The organism is Granulicella cerasi (genome assembly GCF_025685575.1).
GTDB classification, from domain to species: domain Bacteria; phylum Acidobacteriota; class Terriglobia; order Terriglobales; family Acidobacteriaceae; genus Granulicella; species Granulicella cerasi.
Window position 1 is genome coordinate 1,118,847 of sequence record NZ_JAGSYD010000001.1, and the last position, 18,102, is coordinate 1,136,948.

Below are 18,102 nucleotides of genomic sequence, written 5' to 3' on the forward strand. Positions count from 1 at the left end.
GGCGAAGACCAGGCGAATCCTGCGCTAGAATGAGCCATGATTTCCGGGCCCACTCCGAGCACTGATGCGCCGCTGACGCACGCCGATCTCGCGTGGGCGCATCCGCTCGTGCAGGAGTGGTTTCTCGGCCGCTTCGGCTCGCCGACCGAGCCGCAGATTGCGGGCTGGCCGGCAATCCTGCGCGGCGAAGCGACGCTGATCTCTGCGCCGACGGGCTCGGGTAAGACGCTCGCTGCATTCCTTGTGTGTATCGACAAGCTGCTGCGCCTCGCCCTCGAAGGAGCGCTGACGCCGCACACGCATGTCGTGTATGTGTCGCCGCTCAAGGCGCTCTCCAACGACGTGCAGAAGAACCTCGACGGACCGCTCGCGGAGATTCGCGAGCTTGCGCTGCAGCGCGGCTATCTCTGTCCGGAGATCCGCACCGGTGTGCGCACCGGCGACACGCTGCAGAAGGAACGCACGGCGATGCTCAAGCAGCCGCCGCACATTCTCGTTACCACCCCGGAGTCGCTGTACATCCTGCTCACGGCAGGCAAGCCGCGCGAGAATCTGCGCCGCGTGCAGACGGTCATCGTCGATGAAATTCATGCGATCGCGGACGACAAGCGCGGTGCGCATCTGGCGCTGACGCTGGAGCGCCTCGACGCGCTCGTGTGCGGAGAGAACCGGCTCGCGCCCGGCGCGATGCTCACCGGCATGAGCACAGCCCCGCAGCGCATCGGGCTAAGCGCCACGCAGAACCCCATTGAACTCGTTGCTGACTTCCTCGTAGGCGGATGCGACGATCACGCACCGCGTGCGCGCGCGACGATTGTGCAGGTAGGGCAGCGCCGCAAGCTCGATCTTGCGATTGAAGTGCCGAGCGATGAACTCGGCTCAATCACCTCGACCGCGATGCGTGAGGAGATGTTCTCGAAGCTTGCGGAGTTTGCAATGGCGCACCGCTCGACGCTCGTCTTCGTCAACACGCGTGCCCTTGTCGAGAAGATCAGCTTTGAACTCGCCGAACGCCTCGGCGCGGACGCTGTCGCCGCGCATCATGGCTCACTGTCACGCGCGCTGCGTCTTGATGCCGAGCAGCGGTTGAAGAATGGTGAGATTCGCATTCTTGTCGCGACGGCATCGCTCGAACTCGGCATCGACATTGGCAACGTTGACCTCGTCTGCCAGATTGCGACGACTCGTTCGGTCGCCGTGGCGATGCAGCGCGTTGGCCGCGCGGGGCATTGGCGCGGCGCGGTGCCGAAGGGCCGTTTTTTTGCGCTCACTCGCGACGATCTGATGGAGCAGGCCGCTCTGCTGCGCAAAATGGTTGCTGGCGAGCTTGATCTGCTTGAAGTGCCTCCTGCGCCGGTCGATGTGTTGATGCAGCAACTCGTCGCGATGTGCGGCGCGGAGAGCTGGAACGAAGATCAACTCTTCGACATCGTGCGTCGTGCGCATCCGTATCGCAACCTCACGCTCGGTGAGTTCGATGAGCTGCTCGCGCTGCTGCATAACGGCATCGAAAACTCGCGTGGCCGCTACGGTGCCTACGTGTTGCGCGATCGCGTACAAGGCCAGGTGCATGCACGCCGTGGATCGCGCATGATTGCGATCTCCAACGGTGGCGCGATCCCCGATACCTCGCTTTTCAGCGTGATGCTGCAGCCGGAGAATGTGCAGATCGCTACGCTCGACGAGCACTTTGCCGTGGACTCTTCGCCGGGCGACGTCGTGCTGCTCGGCAACACGAGCTGGCGCATTCAGCGCATCGATCCTGCGGGCAAGGTGCTGGTCGAAGACGCGCACGGCGCACCGCCCAGCATCCCTTTCTGGGAAGGCGAAGCCCCACAGCGCACCGGCGTACTGAGCGATGCGGTGAGCGATCTGCGCGAGGAGATCGACCAGCGGACACGCAATACGAAGCCAAGTGAAGTGAGTGCCTCTCACGAAGAAGTGGCCGCGTGCATCGCGTGGATGAAGGAGCAATGCTTCGTCAACGATTCCGCTGCGCTGCAGCTCATCAGCTACGTTGTGGCTGGTCGCGCGGTGCTGGGTGCCGTGCCGACGAAGAAGCGCATCATCGCGGAGCGCTTCTTCGATGAAGGCGGCGGGCAACAGCTTATTCTGCATGCGCCTTTCGGCGGACGCTTGAATAAGGCGTGGGGGCTCGCGCTGCGCAAGCGCTTCTGTCGCGGCTTCAACTTCGAGTTGCAGGCTGCGGCGACCGACAACGGCATCAACATCTCGCTTGCCGAGCAGCATAGTTTTCCGCTGGCAGAGGTCTTTCAGTTTCTCTCGACCAACACCGCGCGAGGTCTGCTGGAGCAAGCGGCGATTCCTTCGCCGCTCTTTAAGAACCGTTGGCGCTGGGCGGCGGGGCGTTCGCTGCAACTGCTGCGCATGCAGAAGGGCAAGCGCGTTGCGCCGCAGATTCAGCGCTCGCGTTCGGATGATCTGCTCGCGTCGGTGTTCCCACATGCTTCTGCGTGTCCGGAGACGATGACCGGCGACATTGAAATTCCTGATCATCCGCTGGTCAACGAAGTGATGCGCGACACGCTCTGCGAAGGCATGGACATCTATGGCCTTGAGGAGTTGTTGCAGGCGATTGCGGCAGGCGAGATCGAGTGCCTTGCCGTGGACACGCCTGTGCCGTCGCAGTTTGCGCATGAGCTGGTGAACGCGATGCCGTATGCGTTCCTTGATCCTGAGGATGCGGCGGCGCGTCGTACGCGTGCTGTGTCGCTGCGGCGTTCGTTGCCCGACTCTGTGTCCGATGGTGCAGGCAGGCTCGACCAGGCGGCGATTGATGCTGTGCGCGCGCAGCTTTGGCCGGATGTTCGCAACGAGCACGAGTTGCATGACCTGCTGCTGCAGCTTGTGGCATTACCGGTTGCGTTCCTCGCCGAGCATTGTGACGACAAAGCCAGAGCGATGCAGCATTGGCCGCTGCATTTTGCAAAGCTACATCAGGCAGGCCGCGCGTTTGAGCTTGAGGTTGCGGGCGAGCGCATGTGGTTTGCGGCCGAGCGGCTCGATGACGCGCGCACGCTGTGGCCCGAGGCTGCGTTCCCGGAAGTGAGCGTCGATGTCAGCAAGCGTGAGTTTGTGATCGGCGGCACGGAAGATCGTCCGGCGCAAACGCTCTCGGCGCGCGATGCTGCCACGCTTGCGCTCACGCAGGGATGGTTGCAGATGCTTGGTCCGGTCACGGCATCATCGCTCGGCGCGAGGCTCCATCTCGCGCCGCGATCACTGCATCAGGCTTTCCTCGCGATGGAACTGCAGGGGCTGGCGATGCGCGGCGTCTTCGAGCATCCGCGACCGAGCGACGAGGAGCCGATGCGCATCGAGTGGTGCGAACGACGCATCCTGCAGCGCATTCATCGCCTTACGTTGCGCTCATTGCGGGAGCAGATTGAGCCTGTAACGGCGCAGGTTTTCATGCGCTGGTTATTGGACTGGCAGCACATCGCATCGGAGGAACAACTCAGCGGTGAAGAGGGTGTGCTCGCTGTGCTCGAACAGCTTGAGGGCTTTGAAGCGCCGGCCTGCGAGTGGGAGCGCAACATTCTGCCGCGCCGTGTGAAGGATTATGATCCTCGCTTTCTCGACAATCTTTGCCTCGCAGGGATTGTGGGCTGGGGGCGTTTCTCGCCGCATCCTGCGTGGACGGAAGAGGCTGGCAACGCGCCGCGTCGCGTCATTCCCACCTCGGCTGCGCCCATCACGTTTTATCTGCGCGAGTCTGCGGAGTGGCTGCCGGAGGCGCTTGCGGCAAAGTCAATTAATGAAGAATTGCTCGCGCGTTCGCTCTCTGCGGAGGCGCAGCAGATGCGTGCACTGCTAGCCGAGCGCGGCGCGGCGTTCAGCGCTGATCTGCAGCAGGCAAGCGGCCTCACGAAACAGCAGGTGATGAGCGGGCTGTGGGAGCTGGCGACCGCGGGGCTTGCGTCAGCCGATGGATTCGATCCGCTGCGTGCAATGATGGATCCGCGTCGCAAGTCGATGGCCGTGGAGCAGAAGTCCGCGGTGAGTTTGCGCAAGCGTGCGGCTGCGCGCACGACGACGGGGCGCTGGTCGTTGCTCTTTGCGCCTGTGGTGGAAGTGATGAAGGCAACGCGACGTTCGCTTGAAGCCGCGGACGATGAGCAGCGCGCCACGATGATTGCGAAGGCGAAGCAGCATGAGGCAGCACTTGATGCGCAGGCGCGCATTCTGCTCTGCCGCTATGGCGTGCTCTTCCGCGACCTGCTCGCGCGCGAATCGAATGCGCCGAAGTGGCGCGATCTTGTGCCGGTGTTGCGGCGGCTTGAAGCGCGTGGGGAGATCCGTGGCGGGCGCTTTGTTTCGGGCGCATTTGGTGAACAGTTTGCGTTGCCGGAGGCGGTCGATGCGTTGCGTGCAGCGCGTCGCAAGCATGAGGCGCGTAAGGATGAAGAGGCGATGACGATCTGCGCAGCTGATCCGCTGAATCTCGTAGACGTGATCGTGCCCGGCGTGCGCGAAGCGGCGATCCCTGGGCGCGAAGTGTCATTGCAGAACGGCATGCCACCGCAGCCCGAAGTGGAGGCGGTGGCTATCGCAAAGCCGCGGCGGAGATCGCTCGTAGATGTGGTGCGTGCTGACCTGAACAAAATGCCGATGCCGCGCAGCGAACCGCAAACCAATCTGGGGCTCTTCTCATGAGCGATGAGTTGAAGCCCGCCGCAGCCGCAGAGCCGATGGAGATCGAAGACGGTGACATCTACTTCGAGAACGGCTTCATGGTCTTCACGGAGCAGTATCATCTGCGCCGTGGGTACTGCTGCGGATCGGGATGCAGGCACTGCCCATATCGCGAAGATGAAAGTGAAACCGGGCTCTAAGAGCCCGGTGTGTTTGCGGTGGGTGTTGGCTGAGTTGCAGGCGCTGGCGCGCTTGGCAACGTTGGTGATGCGACAACGCGCAAAGCCATGCGCGGGAAGCTGAAGCTGCCCCCGGCGTCATCGACGACGTTGACCTGGCAGATGTAGTTGCCGGGCTTCAGTTGCGTTGCGGGCACATCGAACTGAAACGCGACGGCGTTGCGTTCCGGGATGTTGACGCGCTCGGCGGTGACTGTGGGTGTCTCAAAGACCTTCGCGCCATTCGACAGGAACTCGATCGATGTGAGCAGCTTCGTCGCGCCACCGTCGTGGCTCTTCATGCCTGCGGGCAGAGGAGCCTGTTTCGCATCTTTCGGCGCGGTGGGGTCATACACCTCATAGAGGAAGTAGAGGTGCTGGTCCTGCCGCACGATGTGCGACACATTGGGCACCCACTCGACGCCGTCACGCACCAGCAGGCTCTGTGTGTGACGCTGCGTGTTGGGCTGGTGCTGCGTGCTGAAGATCACGGAACTCAGCTTCAGCGGGGTGCGCTTCAAATCCGGCACGTTGAGGTCGGTCTCAAACGATCCCATGCTGCCCGTCTCGTTTTCACGGACGACGAACTTCACGTGATAGTGACCGGGCGCGAGCAGGAAACCTGTCGAGTACTGGATATTCTTGCGCGCGGCCTGTTGGTCCTGGTTCACGGCAAGCTTCACGGTGTCGCGCACGTTGCCGAAGTCCACGCCAGAGGCGGAGCCTTCGCTCGCCTTCACCTGACCCATGATGTCGATGCTCGCCTTGTCCGCGTTGCCGTTTTTCACGAAGGGAATGGCTGAGCCCGGCACGAGCAACGTGACCGGAACGTAGAAGTGACCGTCCTGTTCGCGGAGATACGCGGCCTGCAGATATACCGGCAGGTCTGTGGCGGGCAGGTCGCTGCGCATCGCTTCCTTCAGCGCGAGCTCACGGTCTTCCGTGCGTTGATGTGTGAAGTCAGACGGCGCATAGTAGCCGGGGCGATACTCCAGCTTCACGCCTTTGCGGTTGACCGTGACGGTCAGGTGGCGATAGGTGCCGTCCTGTTTCTGGTTGGTCGCGCGGAAGCCCAGGATGTAATACGCCTCGGTGTCGTGCTGCACTTGTTGGAAGGCCGGCGCGAAGTTGTTGGAGTCGAAGAACGCCTTGCCGCCTGTGTCGGTGCTGAGATTGCTCAGCGTGTCCTGCGACGCGAAGTTCGCATTGAACTGGCTGCGAACGGCGGAACCGGTATAAGCCGCAGTGCCGCGCAAGCTGCCCTTGGTGGCATCGCCAACGGGCGGCAACGCCTGCAGGCCGCGAGCGTCGACGCTGTAGATGGCCATGTTCGAGCGTGCGGCGGCGTTTGTGGCAGCGCGCAGACTTGCCTGGTTTTCGATGCCGTTACGTGTGATGCCGCCGGAGAAGAAGAGCATCGACTTGCGCTGCTCGACGCGCTCGAGACTCTTGGCAATCGTGCGAATGGCGAAGAGTTCGCGGTCGGTGTTCAGCGAGTTGAACTCGCTGTCGTCGGCGGCGAAGGAGGAGCCATCATCGCTGGTGCCATCGGTGGAACCCGTGGTGCCGTTCGCAAAACCCTGGTCTTCGCTGCCGTCGTACTTCGAAAGGACACGCAGCAGCGCCTCCTTGTTGCTCGTGAAGTCCTGATCCATCGAGAGCGACGTGGAGAGCGAGACCATGGCGACGAGGTCGGCGGGCTGCATCTGCTTGTTCACGTAGTCACGCGCGGAGGCGACAGCGCGATCAATGTCGTCGTCCTGCATGGTGCTCATGTCGAAGAACATGACGATGAGACGATGGTCCTTGAGCGCCTTTGCGTCCGCGCCGAGATCGTTGTTGAGCAGGTCGGCGATCTTCGCTTGTCCGCTCACCGTCGACGCTTCGTTGAGGATGGCTGCAGCGTCGACGTTCTGGAAGTCGAAGCTCGAGATCTTCTGCGGCTTCTTGTCTTCGCTGATGGTGAAGTCGGCGGCGGTAAGGCCCTTCACGACTTCGCCGGTCTTCGCATCCCGCACGACCACATTGGTCAGCACCATGTTGCTGTTGATCTTCAGCGTATATCCGCCGTTGGCTTGCGGTGCGGCTTCCTGCGCGGCTTCCTGCGCTGTCGCGGCGAGCGTCATCGCGCAGCATAGCGCGGCGGACATCGCCTTCTTGCCGAGGTTGTATCGTGTCTCTCGCATCGTTCGTCTCACTGTGTCCTAGAAGCGGTAGCGTGCGGTGAAGGTGATCTTGCGCATCGAAGCCGCGCCGGTGACCTGGCCGAAGTTGGCTGAGCCGAGCGACGTATTGATGCTGCTGTATTGCACCGTGTTGAAGACGTTGCTGGCAGTCATGCGGGCCTCGAAGGAACGCGTGCTGCCGAGCTGCACATTGCGCGAGAGCGAAGCGTCTGCGGCGACCGTGCCGGGGCCTTCGATGGAGTAGCGCGACGCGGAGCCGTACGTGCCTGTCGGATACACGAACGCAGCCGTGTTGAAGTACGTGGCGTTCGGGTTCTGCGGTCGAGCGGCCTGTCCCGTGCCTTGAACCGGCTGCGAGAAGACGCGGTCCGGACGCAGCGTGTACGTGCCACCCGCCGAGACCTGCGCGGCGGTCGACTGCACGGTGGGCGTGTAGTACGTGCCGGACTGGAAGGTGAAATCGCCGCTCAGCAGGAAGCCGTCGAGGATCTTCGACATGACGCCGCCCTTGTTCAGGAACAGGCGGTTCGGGCCGAACGGCGCTTCGAGCACCCAGTTGCCGGTGAGCTTGTGGCGAACGTCGAAGCTGGAGTTGCCGCGCTCGGCGTGCAGGTCGTTGTCGTTCTGAATGGAGCTTGTGGAGGTCGAGCCGCCGATCGATGACGCATCATCGATCGAGTGCGCGTACTGATACGTGGCGCCGAGCGAGACGCCGTGCTGCATACGTTTCTGCGCGCTCACCGTGAATGCATTGAAGGTGGACTCACCTGTGGAGTCGCGATACGTAAACGCCACGGCGTTTGGCGTGGTGACCGTGTTGACGTTGTGGTTCGGTGCGCGCGTCACATCGAGGTTTGAGCCATGCGAGCCGTTGTAGCCAATGTTGAGCACGATCTGCATGGGCAGCGTCTTCTGAATGTCGGCGTTGTAAACCTGCACCATGCCGAGGCGGTAGTTCGGATTTACAGCGAAGGAGTTCTGGTAGAGCTTGTTGGAGCATCCATAGGGGTTTGCCAGCGTGAGGTTGCTGATGGAGCAACCCGTCGCGTTCGTGGCGGTCGCGAGCACGTTGCTCTGCGTCACGGCGAACGGCGGCTGATAGCTCATCAACTTCGCGAAGGTCGCAAATTGCGCCGTGTTGAAGTTGAGGCCATAGCCCGCGCGCAGTACCGTCTGCTTCAGCCACTTGGGATGCCAGGCCACGCCGAAGCGCGGCGCCACCATGGTGTGGTCGGGGAAGATCAGCGAACCGGTCGGGCCAACGCCGCACTGCAGCGCGCCTGCGGTCACGCCGTTCGGCGTCACGCAACCAACGCTTGTGGTCTGCGAAGAGACGCCGGTCAGGTTGACGAGTCGGCCATTCTTCTCGGTGAAGGGTGCGAAGTATTCGTAGCGAATGCCGTAGTTCAGCGTGATGTTGTCGGTCACGCGGTAGTCGTCCTGGCCGTACAGGTCGAAGACGTTTTCGCGGAGATAGATCTTGTTCGTGCCTGCCTGGATGGTGCTCTGTTGCGGCAGACCGAGCAGGAAGTCAGCGAACGAAGCATAGCCGTTCGTTGTCGTCGACGCGCTGGATGTGCCGGAGGTGTTGATGCCCGTGAAGGTCAGCGTGCCGAGCGCGTTGGAGCCGCCGAGCGAATCCTGATGCAGGCGGCGGATGTCGAAGCCGAAGCGCATGTTGTGCTTCTTCTTGCGCCAGCTCACGCCGTCAGAAAACGAGATCGTCTGCGAGATCGAATCGTTGGGCTGCGTGTTGCTCAGGCCTTGAAAACGCGAGATCGAAATGCCGACAAGGCCGTTGTAGAAATCAGGACGGAAGCCGACCGCGCCGGTGCTGGGCGAGGTGATGCCGGACTGCAGCGTGGGATTCGTGTTCGTATCGGTGAAGTAGTTGCGCGTGAGCGCGTGCGAGCGGTTCCAGGTGACGGTAGCGGTGTTGCTGAGCTTGCCGTAGCTGAGCGTGTGTCCGGCGCTCACGTTGTAGCCATCGCTGAACGTAGTTCCACCCAGCGGCAGGAAGACGTTGCGCTGATCGGATGCGCTGTGCGAGTAGCTGAAGCCGACGTTGATGTTCTGCCGCAGCGTTGCGGGGCCGTTCTGTTGGCGACGCATGCCGGCGAAGGGATTACCCGCGTCCTGGCCGAGGTTGCGCACGTAGCGCATGTTGACGTTTTCGGTGTTCGTGCCTGCGGTGGTCACGGTCTGGTAGTTGTACGCCGTCGAAGGCAGCGTTTCGCAGCCCGCCAGGTTGCAGGCCGGGTAGTAGTTCGCCAGAATTTGTTGCGCCTGCAGCGTGATGCAGCCCGTCTGGCCGGTTGTGGTGCAGGTAGGGATCTTGTTGCCAACGAAGGGCAGGCCCGTGTACGGGTTGTAGATGGTGACGCCGGTTTGCGAGAAGTCACCCGAGCGCAGCAGCGAGGTTGGCACCGTCGCCGTATAGACGGTTGGCGTCGTGTTGCGCACACCCGAGAAGTTGCCGAAGACGAACTGCTTGGTGCTCGGCTTCGTCAGGCCGGGGATGTACGGCGAACCCATGAAGCTCGCACCGTAGGAGTTCTTGTTGTAGCTCGGCTTGTTCACCGCGGTGTACGTCGCAGACCACGGTGCAGAGTCCAGCCCTGAGTACTCGCCGGTGTAGTAGAAGCTGCCGTGCGGCTGCGTGGGGTTGAAGTTGCGGAAGCCGCCCATGCCGCCGCCGCGCGAGCCGCCGCCTCCACGGCCGCCACCGCCAGGCCCGCCACCGCCGGGCCCCATGCCGCCCATCATGGGGCCCAGCACGCTGACGATCGCATTCACGTTGCCGTCGTTGCCGCTCATGCGGCCTTCGGAGCGTGCGCGCTCCATCGCATCCTGCACGCGCTGCTTAATGTCGTCTTCGCTGAAGTTCGCGAGGCCATTCATCTGTGCGCTTTGTCCGCTGACGGAGATGGACTCCGTCGCCACTGAGGCCGACTCATCGAGTGAGCCGAGGGAAGGCATCGAAACACCGCTGTTGCCGGTGCCGGAGGCGCTCGCCGCCGAGGTCGAGCTGTCGTTGCCGCTGAGGCTCAGGCCCTGCAGGCCGCGCGCGAGCTGCGTCGACACGCTGGCCGTTGTGGCGCTCGTGGTGGCGGCTTCCTGCGCGGCTGCGCGGCTGGCAAGCTCCAGCGCGAAGTTGGTGGCGTTCGCAGTAGCTGTGGCGTGGTCCCCACCGAAGACGACCTCGGCGGTGGAGAGCGCGAATCCCATGAACTCGGCGCGAATCACATAGCGGCCATTCTTCGGGATCGCGATCGCGTAGTTGCCGTCGATGTCGGTCGCCGCAGTGTACTTGCGGCCGGTAAGCGTGTTCGTAGCGGTAACGGCGACACCGGGCAGCGGAGTCGCTGCGCCCTTGCCGAGCGCGGCTGCGGTCACGGTGCCGCGAATCGTGCCGCCCTGCGCATCTGCAGGAGCGGTCGTGGCGGTTACGTTCGCCGGTGCGGCAGGAGCGGGTGTGGCGGACTGGGCCGCTGCGTTGGGTGCGATGGCCAGCAGCCACGAGGCTGCGACGGCCAGGGCGGACACGGATCGCGTCGCGCTACTGCGCGTGTGGTTTTGCATCTTCACGTCGAGGTTCGTTCCTTTGCGGCGCGTTTACTTATATTCAGGAGCGCCGGGCATGTTGGGGCGATCTCCGTGCGGAGGGGGCGTCATCACGGTCAGCTCGGCCGGCACAAACGTTCCACCCTTGAGCTGTCCTTTGCCGCTCACGTTGTCGCCGACCTTCACATCGGCGAGCGTGATGCTTTCAAACGTCGGCTGTTGCGGTGTTCCACCACCGGCGCCGCCGCTCATGCGCATGCGCTGCCCACGGCGAAACGAAGTCGACTCATCGAAGAGAATCGTCTGCTCGACACCGTCGCTGCGCTTCACGGTCATCTTCGCGTTGTCGAGGTCCACGGACTGCACTTTGCCGACGATGTACGTCTTGCCGAGGTTGGCCTTCATCGCGGCGAGCGCCGCACCGTCCACGTCCATCACAAACATGGCGTGCAGGGCTTTGTGGTCATCGAACTGACCCGCCGCGGTGATGCCGTCGCCGGGTTTCAGGTCTGTGAGTGTGGCCTGTTGCATGTTGCCGCGCATACCGCCGCCGCCCGGGCCCATGCCGCCGCCACCCATCATGCCAGCACCGCTGCCGCGCATGATGCGCGTGTTGTCGGTGGTGACGATCAGCACCTTGGAGCCGTCCTGTTCCTTCACCGTCAGCGTCTTGCCGTCCACGGCCACCAGTTCGCCCTGCGCGCGCTGCATTCCCGCAAACATCCCACCACCACGCTGGCCCGCAGGCGGTGCATCCTGAGCGCGTATGGCTGCAGGTACGGCAGAACAGAGCAGGGCAATGGACAGAGTCGGCAACAAGGCTACTCGTGGGAACATAGGGAACCTCCAGGAACGGCAACGCAATGGTTTCTAGATTGTAGAGACGTAAGCCTCGTCGAGAAGACGCGGCAGGAGCGATTTTTTCTATCTCTTTTACCGAACGCTTGTACGCTTGTGGAGTCGCTCGCCCGGAACTTCGCATCCAAAGCTGCAAGAGTTTCTACACGCCACCCACAGCCTCAGGAGAAGCGCGCATGTTGACGGAACCCACCCTCGCCCAATCCATTCGTGAGCGTTTCATCGCCGTGCGTGGAGCCACGATGCGCTTCATGGCGCCGCTCACAGCCGAGGACATGATGGTGCAATCCTGCGCAGAGGCCTCGCCGCTCAAGTGGCACATTGCGCACACCACCTGGTTCTTCGAGACCTTCGTCTTGAGCGAGTTTGCCGAGAACTACCAGGAGTTTCATCCTGATTTTCGTTGGCTCTTCAACAGCTACTACAAGTCGCTTGGCGATATGCCTGAGAAGAAGCTGCGTGCTTCGTTTTCGCGTCCGCCGCTGGACCAGATTCTCGAGTATCGCGGTCACGTCGACGCCGCGATCAACAACCTGCTGACCTCTTCGGTGAACGAAGAGGCGTTGCGCCGCATCGTGCTGGGGCTCCAGCATGAGCAGCAGCACCTGGAACTCGCGGCCACTGACATCAAGCATGCGTTCTTCACGAACCCGCTGCATCCCGCGTACACCGAACGCGACCTGATCACCACCGAAGCCATCGCACCGCCGCTTGAATGGATCACCTTCTCGCCGCCTGCGCCGGGAGTCGTGGAGTTCGGCGTCACGCCGCGCGCGGAAGAGGTCGAGGAGTTTGCCTTCGACAACGAAACACCTGCGCACAAACGCTTCCTCGCGCCGTATCGCCTGGCGTCGCGCCTTGTCACCTGTAGTGAGTACCTGGCGTTTATGGACGACGACGCGTATCGCCGCCCGGAGCTCTGGCTCTCTGAAGGCTGGGACCGCATGCGCGAGGAAGGCTGGGAAGCGCCGCTCTACTGGCGTCGCGACACGTCCGCGAGCTCGGGGTGGACCGTCTTCACGTTGGAGGGTTGGCGTCCGCTCGAGACGCTCTCGGAAACTCCGGTGTGCCATCTCAGTTTCTTTGAAGCCGACGCTTTTGCGCGGTGGTCCGGGCATCGTCTGCCTACGGAGTTTGAGTGGGAGTATGCCGCCGTGGTCGCGAACCCCGCCGAAGGAAACTGGCTGGAGGATGGCATCCTGCATCCGGCGGTTGCGCAAGGCGGCGTGGGCGTCGAGCAGCTCTACGGCGATGTGTGGGAGTGGACGCAATCGCCGTACTCGGGGTATCCCGGCTATGCACCGTTGCCCGGTGCGCTGGGCGAGTACAACGGCAAGTTCATGAGCTCGCAGATGGTGCTGCGCGGCGGCTCCTGCGTCACGCCGGAGGCCCACATCCGTGCGACGTACCGCAACTTCTTTGCTCCCGGCACGCGCTGGCAGTTCTCCGGTTTGCGGCTCGCTCGCGACGGAGCCGAGTAACCAAGCGCGCCCTTGGCTGCATCACATCCCTGACGCCTTTCAAACGTTCGCATCGTGAAGGATGGATCCGTTGATCGAAGCACCTGAAGCCCTCGAAGCTCCCACAACCTCGTCCGCCGTTTGCGAGGCTGTCCAGGCCGGCCTGAACGCTACTCCGAAGACCCTGCCCGCGTGGCTCTTTTACGACGAACACGGCTCGCAACTCTTCGAACGCATCACCGAGCTGCCCGAGTACTACCTCACGCGCACCGAGCGCCATCTCTTCGTGGAGATGGCGCCCACGCTCGCCGAGCATGTCGGCACGCCGCTCACGGTGATGGAGCTTGGTGCGGGCACGGCCTCGAAGACAGGCGTGCTGCTCACAGCACTGGCTCAACATCAGACACCCCTGCTCTACCAGCCGATCGACGTCTCGGCGAGCGCGACAGAAGAGGCGGCGAACGTACTCACACGGCTCGTTCCGCAGCTGCAGGTGCAGCCGCAGATCGCGAACTACATCACCGAACGCTACGATGTGGAGCGTCCTGCGAACGCGCGCGTACTTGCGCTGTACATCGGCTCGTCTATCGGAAACTTTTCGCCGGCAGAACAGCAGAACATCCTGCGGAATCTTCGCTCGCACCTCGAGCCGCGCGACACGTTGCTGCTGGGGCTTGATCTCGCACCGGGCGATGCGAAGTCCCACGATGCGTTGCAAAAGGCCTATGACGATGACGCAGGCGTCACCGCGGCCTTCAACAAGAATGTCCTTACGCGTCTCAATCGAGAGATCGACGCCGACTTCAAGCTCGATCAGTTTGCGCATCGTGCGTGTTGGAACGCATCGGAGTCGCGTATCGAGATGCATCTGGAGAGTCTGGTCTCGCAGACCGTGAATGTGTGCGGCGATGCGATCACTCTTTCCAAGGGCGAGACGATTCACACCGAGAACAGCTACAAGTTCACCGACGCTGCGATCAACACGCTGTTGCAGGACTCGGGCTTCAGCATGAATCGCACACTTACCGACGAAAACGGCTGGTATGCCGTGGTGATGGCCGACGCGGTGTAAGCTACGCTCTGCATGTGTGGCCGATACATTCGCCGATCCGACAAGCAGCGCATCACCGAGCACTTTCGCCTGCACGGCGAGCCGCCCTTTCCGCTGCCGCCGGACTTCAACATTGCCCCGACGACCTTCCAGCCGGTGATCCGGCTGCAACGTGACACGCACGAGCGCGAAGCGCTGCTGATGCGCTGGGGCATCGTGCCCTTCACAGCGAAGTCGCTCGATGAGTACAAGGGCATTTCGACGATCAACGCTCGTGCTGAGAGCATTCAAAGTGGCATATGGAAGCGGCTATTTGAGCGGCAGCGCTGCCTGATTCCCGCCGATGGCTTCTACGAGTGGGACACGATTCTGCCGTCGCGATTGAGCGGCCCCAAGAGCACCAAACCTCGCAAGAAGCCCATGCGTTTCTGGCTGAAGAACGACCCTGTCTTCGCCTTCGCAGGGCTTTGGGATGCGTGGCGCAACCCCGACACCGGTGAGTGGTTGCAGAGCTTCGCGATCATCACCACTGAGGCGAACGATCTGCTCGCGAGCATCCACACGCGGATGCCGGTCATTCTGCACCCGCGCGATTATGCACGCTGGATCGATCGCTCTGGCGACAGCCCATTGCCGCTGGATTTGCTGAAGCCGTTCGACGCAGCCGAGATGCAGGCTGCTGAGGCAAACCCGAAGGTGAACAACGCACGCAACAACGGCGAAGAGCTTCTCGATAAGCCAGACGACGAACCGGAGGAAGGGCAGATGTTGTTCTAGCTGCTAGAGCTCGCGTCGATACTCGCCGCTCTTGCCGCCTCGTTTCTCCAGCAGCACGACTTCGCGAATGCGGATGCCTTTGTCGAGCGCCTTGGTCATGTCATAGACCGTCAGTGCCGCAATCGAGGCTGCGGTCATGGCCTCCATCTCGACGCCCGTGCCGGCCACCGTCGCTGCGGTCGCGCGAATTTCCACGCCGCCTGCAACGACCTCTGCGGTGACGTCGACGAAGCTCAGCATCAGCGGATGGCACATGGGAATCAGCTCACTGGTGCGCTTCGCCGCCTGGATGCCTGCAAAGCGTGCAACCTCCAACGGATTGCCCTTCGGGTTCTGCGGTAGTGCGGCCAGCACGGCGTCGTTCAGCTCGACGAATGCGCCGGCGACGGCCTCACGCTTGCTGTTGCTCTTCGCGGAGACATCGACCATGTGCGCTGTACCGGCGTCGTCAAAGTGGGAAAGCTTCTCGCTCACAAATACTCCTTATCGCAACAATACGCGCGCGGTGGCTCCGCGTCCGATCCCTGTTGGGCCCACCACGCAGTAGCAGTTCGCGCGCGCGTTCGCTGCTGTATCGCCTGAGCCCTGCCACTCGACCGGGAAGACACGCACGCCGTTCACGCCGCCTTCAAGGCGCGCAGGGAGGAAGCGCAGCAGTTCGGGCTTGCCTGCGAAAGCGGCTCCTGTAGTGGCTTCGACGAAACACGGCGTCAGCTCGCGGCTTCCTCGCAGAGCGCGCAGTAACGGCGCAACGAAGAGCCGAAAGCAGACGTCTGTGGAGACAGGATTTCCCGGCAAGCCGAAGAAGTATTGCCAACCGCCATGCTGGCGCGGGCGCCGGCCAAAGACCACAGGTTTGCCAGGCTGAATGCGCGCGCCGACGAAGAAGAACTCCGCGCCTGTCGCAGCCAGGGCGTCTTCCACAAAATCGTATTTGCCTGCGGAGACGCCGCCGCTCATCAGCAGCAAATCGCTCAATGCCGCTTCGTCCAGTCGCGCCTTCAGATCGGCCAGCGTGTCGCGCGCGATGGGCAACCGCGTGGCGATCGCCCCTTCTGCTTCCGCGAGGGCGGCCAGTGAGTAGCTGTTGGAGTTGTAAATCTCCCACGGCTGTGGCGCCTGCGCGTTGCCGAGTTCGACAAGTTCATCTCCAGTGGCAATGATCGCCACGGTCGGCTGCGCAAAGACGGTGACGGTGGCCGCACCGCATCCGGCAGCAAGCGCAACGGTGGCCGCATCGACGACTTCACCTGCTGCCAGCACGGTGTCGCCCGCGTGGGCCTCTGAGCCGCGTGGTACGACGTTCGCCCCTGCGGCGATCTCGCGCCCTGCAGTGAGCGTGATGGTGCCGTCTACCGCGTGCACGTGCTCAAGCATCACCACGGCATCCGCCCCGGCGGGCAGGGGAGCGCCGGTCATCAGTTCAATAGCCTCGCCCGCAGCAAGCGACGGGCCTTGCCAGCTTTCGCCAGCCCGCACCTGTCCTACGACTCGCAACCTCGCACCCATATCTGCGGCGCGCAGCGCGTAGCCATCGCGCGTGGAGCGATCGAACGGAGGCAGGTCGCGTGGCGTGCAGATGGGCGCAGCGAGCACGCGGCCCCGCGCCTGCGCGAGAGGCACCTGCTCTGCGCGCTGCGTCGGCGTAAGCGACTGGGCCTCACGCAGAACCACTGCGAGCGCTTCTTCAAAGCTAAGAACCTGCGACACTCTGTTGCTCCTTCTCTTCATTCAACCAGAAAGCAAAAGCCCCGACGCTGTGCGTCGAGGCTTTGCCTTGGTGCCGGAGCGAGCTTACTTCTTCGCGCCTGCGCGGTAGTGCGTCTGGATCTTAATGTTGAGCGATGCCAGCACTTCCTTGACGCTCGCTGCGAACTTTCCGTCCGGAGCCAGGTCGAGGTACTTCTGGTACGCATCTTCGCAACCTGCAGGGAGAACAACCTTCTGCGTCTTCGGGTCCACCGTCGCCTTCTGCAGCAGCATCTGGCCCTTCACGTAGTAGGGATCAGGACGGTTCGGATCGGCAGCAATCGCCTTCTCCGCCGCAGTGAGTGCCGCATCGGCGAGCGAGCTGTCCGACTGGCTGGCGTTGAAGAGCACCGCAGCCTGGTTGCCATAGTACTGGCCAGCGTTTGCAGGCATCAGCTTTACAGCGGACTCATACGAAGCCTGCGCTTCCTGTACCTTGCCCGCGCGAGCCAGCGCGTTGCCCATCTGGTTGTAGGCGGTGGCCTGGTCCAGCGGCGACGGCTTCTTCGAAGCTGCGTTCAGCTCGATGCCCTTCTTGTACGCGGAGACGGCATCGGCGTACTCCTGCTGCACGTCGGCATCAGCCATGGGCGGCTTGCCCTGCGCGCGCAGCGCCTTCGCTGCAGCATCGGCCTTTCCCGTCAGCGCGTCGGCGTAGGTCATCCAGAGGATGCTTTCTTCCGGCTTCTGCGTCGTCGCCTGCTTCATGTCGGCAACGTCCTTGTCCCAGTTCGGGGTCGGAGCATGCATATCGTCGCGCACAGCCTTCAGCGTCGCGTTCAGGTTGTTGATCACCGCGTTACCGGCCACCACCGAAGCGTTCTTCGCCTTGAACTCTTCAATCGCCTTACGCTCTTCCGGCGTGAGCTGCTTCATGTACTCTTCGCGGGTCATGTCGAAGTCCAGCGTGAGGTCGCCGTTCGGCGTTACCTTCAACTGCTGGCGATCCGCGAACTTGTCGCCCTGCACGACGTACACGACGTAGTCACCGGGAGCGATGCCCGTGGCGGAGTATGTGCCGTCGGCGCCCAGAGGGGCCTTGTTCAGCATCTTCGCTTCTTTGCCTGCGGCCGTTACGTCCTTGGTGAACTCCACGTCACCCGTGGTGATCGGCTGTCCAGCAGCGTTGATCACCTTACCGTGAACCTTTGCTGCGTCCTGCTGAGCCATTGCCAGCGTGCCGGTGGTCAACGTGGCCGTCAGGGCCAGCGTCATCATCTTCGCGTTCCAGTTTGTCATGTGTCCTTTGTCCTCTTCGGGCATTGATCGCATTCGCCCGGCAGCATCGCTTAAGTTACTCCACCAGATCGGAGTCGGCAACATGCTCGCCTGCGAGTTCGGCGGCGGTGACCTCTTCCAAAGACGCATCCTGCGCGCCGAGCACTTCGAGCGCGGCGGCTTCATCTTCAGCGCGTACCAGCAGCCGAGCGGTGAAGGCTACAGGAATCAGGCCATTCGCATTCTCGCCCTGTAGAAATCCACTGATGCCCGCTGCTTCCAGAGCAGACAAAGCTACCTGGGCCGAAGCCGGTTCAGGATACGTCGCCACCGTTACAAGGTTGTTGCCCGTTGTTTCGCTCATC

12 protein-coding genes are annotated in these 18,102 nt (G+C 62.6%); 5 read left to right on the forward strand and 7 right to left on the reverse strand.

Going from position 1 to position 18,102, the window contains the following annotated elements:
* The first annotated feature begins 36 nt into the window (after positions 1-36).
* Together OHL11_RS04600 and OHL11_RS04605 are read left to right on the forward strand one after the other, a co-directional pair.
* Positions 37-4,677, forward strand: coding sequence for a DEAD/DEAH box helicase (locus OHL11_RS04600; RefSeq protein ID WP_263370296.1), 4,641 nt, complete (start codon positions 37-39; stop codon positions 4,675-4,677).
* Positions 4,674-4,856, forward strand: a complete 183-nt coding sequence (locus OHL11_RS04605; RefSeq protein ID WP_263370297.1) for a DUF5522 domain-containing protein — start codon at positions 4,674-4,676, stop codon at positions 4,854-4,856. The genes OHL11_RS04600 and OHL11_RS04605 overlap by 4 nt, the downstream gene beginning before the upstream one ends.
* On the opposite strand, the gene OHL11_RS04610 is transcribed toward OHL11_RS04605, so the two are convergent.
* Genes OHL11_RS04610 through OHL11_RS04620 form a run of 3 tightly spaced genes read right to left on the reverse strand, consistent with a single transcriptional unit; the run spans position 4,853 to position 11,440 of the window.
* Positions 4,853-7,060, reverse strand: coding sequence for a VWA domain-containing protein (locus OHL11_RS04610; RefSeq protein WP_263370298.1), 2,208 nt, complete (start codon positions 7,058-7,060; stop codon positions 4,853-4,855). The genes OHL11_RS04605 and OHL11_RS04610 overlap by 4 nt on opposite strands.
* A gap of 18 nt (positions 7,061-7,078) precedes the next feature.
* Positions 7,079-10,642: a TonB-dependent receptor gene (locus OHL11_RS04615; protein WP_263370482.1), complete on the reverse strand. Its 3,564-nt coding sequence runs from the start codon at positions 10,640-10,642 to the stop codon at positions 7,079-7,081.
* 33 nt (positions 10,643-10,675) lie between these two features.
* The gene (locus tag OHL11_RS04620; RefSeq protein ID WP_263370299.1) at positions 10,676-11,440 is read right to left on the reverse strand and encodes a hypothetical protein; all 765 of its coding nucleotides are present in this window, start codon (positions 11,438-11,440) and stop codon (positions 10,676-10,678) included.
* 218 nt (positions 11,441-11,658) lie between these two features.
* On the opposite strand from OHL11_RS04620, the gene egtB reads away from it, so the two are divergent.
* The 3 genes from egtB (at position 11,659) to OHL11_RS04635 (ending at position 14,770) form a co-directional block, all read left to right on the forward strand.
* On the forward strand, positions 11,659-12,963 hold the full coding sequence (gene egtB / locus OHL11_RS04625) for an ergothioneine biosynthesis protein EgtB (RefSeq protein ID WP_263370300.1): 1,305 nt from the start codon (positions 11,659-11,661) through the stop codon (positions 12,961-12,963).
* Between the two features lie 61 nt (positions 12,964-13,024).
* On the forward strand, positions 13,025-14,014 hold the full coding sequence (gene egtD, locus OHL11_RS04630; protein WP_390235611.1) for an L-histidine N(alpha)-methyltransferase: 990 nt from the start codon (positions 13,025-13,027) through the stop codon (positions 14,012-14,014).
* A gap of 12 nt (positions 14,015-14,026) precedes the next feature.
* A complete protein-coding gene (locus OHL11_RS04635; protein ID WP_263370302.1) occupies positions 14,027-14,770 on the forward strand; it encodes an SOS response-associated peptidase in 744 nt (247 codons plus the stop codon).
* 3 nt (positions 14,771-14,773) lie between these two features.
* On the opposite strand, the gene moaC is transcribed toward OHL11_RS04635, so the two are convergent.
* From moaC to OHL11_RS04655, 4 genes are all read right to left on the reverse strand, one after another.
* Entirely contained in the window at positions 14,774-15,244 is a 471-nt protein-coding gene (gene moaC, locus OHL11_RS04640) for a cyclic pyranopterin monophosphate synthase MoaC (RefSeq protein ID WP_263370303.1), read from the reverse strand.
* A 9-nt stretch (positions 15,245-15,253) separates the two neighbouring features.
* A complete protein-coding gene (locus tag OHL11_RS04645) occupies positions 15,254-16,480 on the reverse strand; it encodes a molybdopterin molybdotransferase MoeA (protein WP_263370304.1) in 1,227 nt (408 codons plus the stop codon).
* Between the two features lie 84 nt (positions 16,481-16,564).
* Positions 16,565-17,758: a carboxypeptidase-like regulatory domain-containing protein gene (locus OHL11_RS04650; RefSeq protein ID WP_263370305.1), complete on the reverse strand. Its 1,194-nt coding sequence runs from the start codon at positions 17,756-17,758 to the stop codon at positions 16,565-16,567.
* Between the two features lie 55 nt (positions 17,759-17,813).
* A complete protein-coding gene (locus OHL11_RS04655) occupies positions 17,814-18,101 on the reverse strand; it encodes a putative signal transducing protein (protein ID WP_263370306.1) in 288 nt (95 codons plus the stop codon).
* Between the last annotated feature and the right edge of the window lies 1 nt (position 18,102).

Excerpts from the sequence above, each read along its gene's own strand:
- OHL11_RS04600 (WP_263370296.1), top strand. The coding sequence starts at position 37 with ATGATTTCCGGGCCCACTCCGAGCACTGATGCGCCGCTGACGCACGCC.
- OHL11_RS04615 (WP_263370482.1), bottom strand. The coding sequence starts at position 10,642 with ATGCAAAACCACACGCGCAGTAGCGCGACGCGATCCGTGTCCGCCCTG.
- OHL11_RS04635 (WP_263370302.1), top strand. The coding sequence starts at position 14,027 with ATGTGTGGCCGATACATTCGCCGATCCGACAAGCAGCGCATCACCGAG.
- OHL11_RS04655 (WP_263370306.1), bottom strand. The coding sequence starts at position 18,101 with ATGAGCGAAACAACGGGCAACAACCTTGTAACGGTGGCGACGTATCCT.
- OHL11_RS04605 (WP_263370297.1), top strand. The coding sequence starts at position 4,674 with ATGAGCGATGAGTTGAAGCCCGCCGCAGCCGCAGAGCCGATGGAGATC.
- egtD (WP_390235611.1), top strand. The coding sequence starts at position 13,025 with ATGGATCCGTTGATCGAAGCACCTGAAGCCCTCGAAGCTCCCACAACC.
- egtB (WP_263370300.1), top strand. The coding sequence starts at position 11,659 with ATGTTGACGGAACCCACCCTCGCCCAATCCATTCGTGAGCGTTTCATC.
- OHL11_RS04650 (WP_263370305.1), bottom strand. The coding sequence starts at position 17,758 with ATGACAAACTGGAACGCGAAGATGATGACGCTGGCCCTGACGGCCACG.
- OHL11_RS04610 (WP_263370298.1), bottom strand. The coding sequence starts at position 7,060 with ATGCGAGAGACACGATACAACCTCGGCAAGAAGGCGATGTCCGCCGCG.